We start from the raw sequence: 3,526 nt of genomic DNA, 5'->3' as shown, positions 1-3,526 counted from the left end.
GGGGAACAAGATCCGGAAGTCCCCCTTAAAAAGGGGGATTTAGGGGGATTCTCACCAATGTCGCTTCTAACTAGAGATGCGTACACACCATAGGACATAACCAGGGGCAATCGCTGTGCCCACTCAAACTAATAGATATGGAACCTAACAACTATCAGCCTAGTGCGATCGAAGCCAAATGGCAGCAGATTTGGGACGATGGCAATGTCGATCGAACGGATAATACTAGCACCAAGCCTAAATTTTATGTGCTCTCGATGTTTCCCTATCCATCGGGAAATCTGCACATGGGGCACGTGCGGAACTATGTCATCCCCGACGTGATCGCCCGCCAGAAGCGGATGCAGGGCTATCGAGTGTTGCATCCAATGGGTTGGGATGCGTTTGGGCTGCCAGCAGAAAATGCGGCCATCGAGCGCGGAATTCATCCCGCGACTTGGACGTATCAGAACATCGCCCACATGCGGGGGCAACTCAAAAAATTGGGGCTGTCGATCGATTGGAACCTGGAATTAGCGACTTGTTCGCCCAAATATTATCGCTGGACGCAGTGGATTTTCCTGAAATTTTATCAGGCGGGTTTGGCTTACCAAAAAGATGGCATGGTCAATTGGGATCCGATCGATCTGACGGTACTAGCTAACGAGCAGGTCGATGGTGAGGGACGGTCCTGGCGGTCTGGGGCACTGGTAGAGAAGAAAGCTCTCAGACAGTGGTACTTTAAAATCACCGACTATGCCGAACAATTATTAACCGATCTCGACCAATTGAAAGGGTGGCCGGAAAAAGTCCGGTTGATGCAGGCAAATTGGATCGGAAAATCGATCGGGGCGGATTTAGAATTTCCGATTGTGGGTAGTAGCGAGAAAATTACTGTCTTTACGACTCGTCCCGACACGGTTTATGGCGTGAGTTATATCGTCCTGGCTCCCGAACACCCATTAACGGCAAAAGTGACCACTTCAGACCAAAAAGCCGCTGTCGATACCTTCATCGCTGAGGTGAAGCGGCAGAGCGAGATCGATCGGACTGCGGAAGATAAGCCCAAGCGGGGTGTCGCTACGGGGGCGATGGCGGTAAATCCGTTTACAGGTGCAGAAGTACCGATTTGGATTGCCGATTATGTCTTGTATGAGTATGGGACTGGTGCAGTCATGGGCGTACCCGCTCACGACGTGCGCGATTTCAAATTTGCCCAGCAATATCAGTTACCAATTACGCAAGTAATTGCACCATCGAATCAGGAGATTGCCGAACCTCTGACAGCAGCTTATACTGAGCCAGGGACAATCGTTAATTCCAGCCAATTCGACGGGTTGGATTCGGTTGCTGCCAAAACAGCGATCCTCGATTATGCCGAGCAAAAAGGTTACGGTCGATCGAAAGTACAGTATAAACTGCGCGATTGGTTGATTTCTCGCCAGCGTTATTGGGGTACGCCAATTCCGATGATTCATTGCCCCAAATGTGGTGTCGTACCCGTACCTGAATCAGATCTACCAGTTGAATTACCTGAAGATATCGCCTTTACTGGCAAAGGTGGCAATCCCCTGGCGAGTTTGGAATCTTGGGTGAATGTCCCCTGTCCGAGTTGCGGCACTCCCGCCAAACGAGAAACCGATACGATGGATACGTTTGTGGATTCTTCCTGGTATTATCTGCGGTATCCCGATGCCACCAATGACGATCGGATCTTCAATACCGATCTAACTAATAATTGGCTGCCAGTAAATCAATATGTTGGCGGTGTCGAACATGCGGTATTGCACTTACTATATGCTCGGTTCTTTACGAAGGTAATTCGCGATTTTGGTGGTGAAGATGGCGGTAAAACTAAATTCCTGAATTTTGACGAACCGTTTACCCAATTATTGACACAGGGCATGGTACAGGCAATCACCTATACCAATCCTCGCACCGAAAAAGCTATTCCAGTAGCATCGATCGCCGATCTAGAGCATCCCACAGATCCCGCCACTGGAGATGCACTCAAGGTTTCCTTTGAAAAGATGTCCAAATCTAAATATAATGGTGTCGATCCAGAAAATGTATTAGCCAAATATGGTGCCGATACAGCGCGGATGTTCATTCTATTTAAAGCACCTCCTGAAAAAGATTTGGAGTGGGATGATGCCGATATTGAAGGGCAATTTCGATTCGTCAATCGACTGTGGAAATTAGTCACTGGCTCTACCTCATTAACACCTCAAGCTAGTAGCGAATTGTCTAAATCTGAAAAAGATTTACGTCGATCGATCCACATTGCCATTCAAGCCATCACTGAAGATTTGGACGGCGAGTATCAGTTTAATACAGCGGTATCCGAACTAATGAAACTGAGTAATGCCCTTACTGACTCGGATTGCAAAAATTCACCAGTGTATGCCGAAGGAATTACTACCTTGTTACTATTACTCGCACCATTTGCTCCGCATTTAGCTGCGGAATTATGGCAAATTGTCGGGCATAGTGATTCAGTTCATAACCAAATTTGGCCGCAACTAGATGAGACAGCTTTAGTTGCTGATGAAATTACCCTCGTAATTCAGATTATGGGCAAAACTCGCGGAACGATTCAAGTGCCGACTAATAGCGATCGAGCAGCACTAGAAACCTATGCCAAAGAATCCGCGATCTTCCAAAAGTATGCAGATGGCAAGGAGGTAAAAAAAGTCATCGTCGTACCTGGAAAGTTAGTTAATTTCATCATCGCGTAACTATTATTTAAAAAGTAGTTAAAAAGAACCCCGACTTCTTCAAGAAGCGGCGCGCGTTCTGGAGGTTCCCTCCAGGTCGAGCGCGTCAAGACAGTCGGGGTTCTGAGCGATCGACTATTAACTATTAACTTTCAACCGATTTGCCGCTTCCTCTAATTTCGTTTTAGCAGCATACAAACGATTGAGGGCATTAATATATGCCTGCGCGGACGCCACAATAATATCGGTATTGGCGGCATAACCTGAGTAAGTATAGTCCCGATCCTTGAGCCGAATTGTCACCTCACCGATCGCATCAATACCCCCTTTGACCGATTGCACGGAAAATTCGATCAATTGGTTAGGAACATCAACAACGCGGTTGATTGCCTTGTAGATGGCATCGACAGGGCCAGTACCGATCGCGGCATCGGTTAGTTCTTCACCATTGGGCATTCGGATCGTCACTGTTGCTGTCGGTTGCGCGCGATCGCCGCAGGTTACTTGGACTCGATCGAGGACAAAGATTTCGGGGATTTGTTGAGTTTCGTCGTTGACGATTGCTTCCAAATCTCGATCGGTAATCTCTTTTTTCTTGTCCGCAACATCTTTGAATCTCAGAAATGCTTTGTTGAGATCGTGCTCGGACAATTCCATTCCCAATTCTGACAAGCGAGTCCGAAAAGCGTTCCGACCGGAGTGTTTACCCAGCACGATCGAATTTTCGGTGAGGCCGATCGATTGGGCGTCCATGATTTCGTAGGTGTTGCGGTTCTTCAGCATCCCGTCTTGGTGGATGCCAGATTCATGGGCGAAGGCGTTGGCTCCGA

Annotated in this window: 2 protein-coding genes; one reads left to right on the top strand and one right to left on the bottom strand. The window is 47.8% G+C overall.

The window, feature by feature from the left end; all coding sequences use genetic code 11:
• Nucleotides 1–137 precede the first annotated feature (137 nt).
• The gene (gene leuS, locus RMO84_RS10230; protein WP_310488361.1) at nt 138–2,717 is read left to right on the top strand and encodes a leucine--tRNA ligase; all 2,580 of its coding nucleotides are present in this window, start codon (nt 138–140) and stop codon (nt 2,715–2,717) included.
• Nucleotides 2,718–2,834: 117 nt separating this feature from the next.
• On the opposite strand, the gene RMO84_RS10225 is transcribed toward leuS, so the two are convergent.
• The coding region (locus RMO84_RS10225) for an alpha-isopropylmalate synthase regulatory domain-containing protein (RefSeq protein ID WP_310488360.1) at nt 2,835–3,526 on the bottom strand (692 nt) is incomplete at its 5' end.

Source organism: Chamaesiphon sp. VAR_69_metabat_338 (assembly GCF_031423935.1).
Lineage (GTDB): Bacteria > Cyanobacteriota > Cyanobacteriia > Cyanobacteriales > Chamaesiphonaceae > Chamaesiphon.
The sequence above is the reverse complement of the archived record's forward strand: the minus strand, read 5'-3'. Positions and strand labels throughout refer to the sequence as shown.

Excerpts from the sequence above, each read along its gene's own strand:
- leuS (WP_310488361.1), top strand. The coding sequence starts at position 138 with ATGGAACCTAACAACTATCAGCCTAGTGCGATCGAAGCCAAATGGCAG.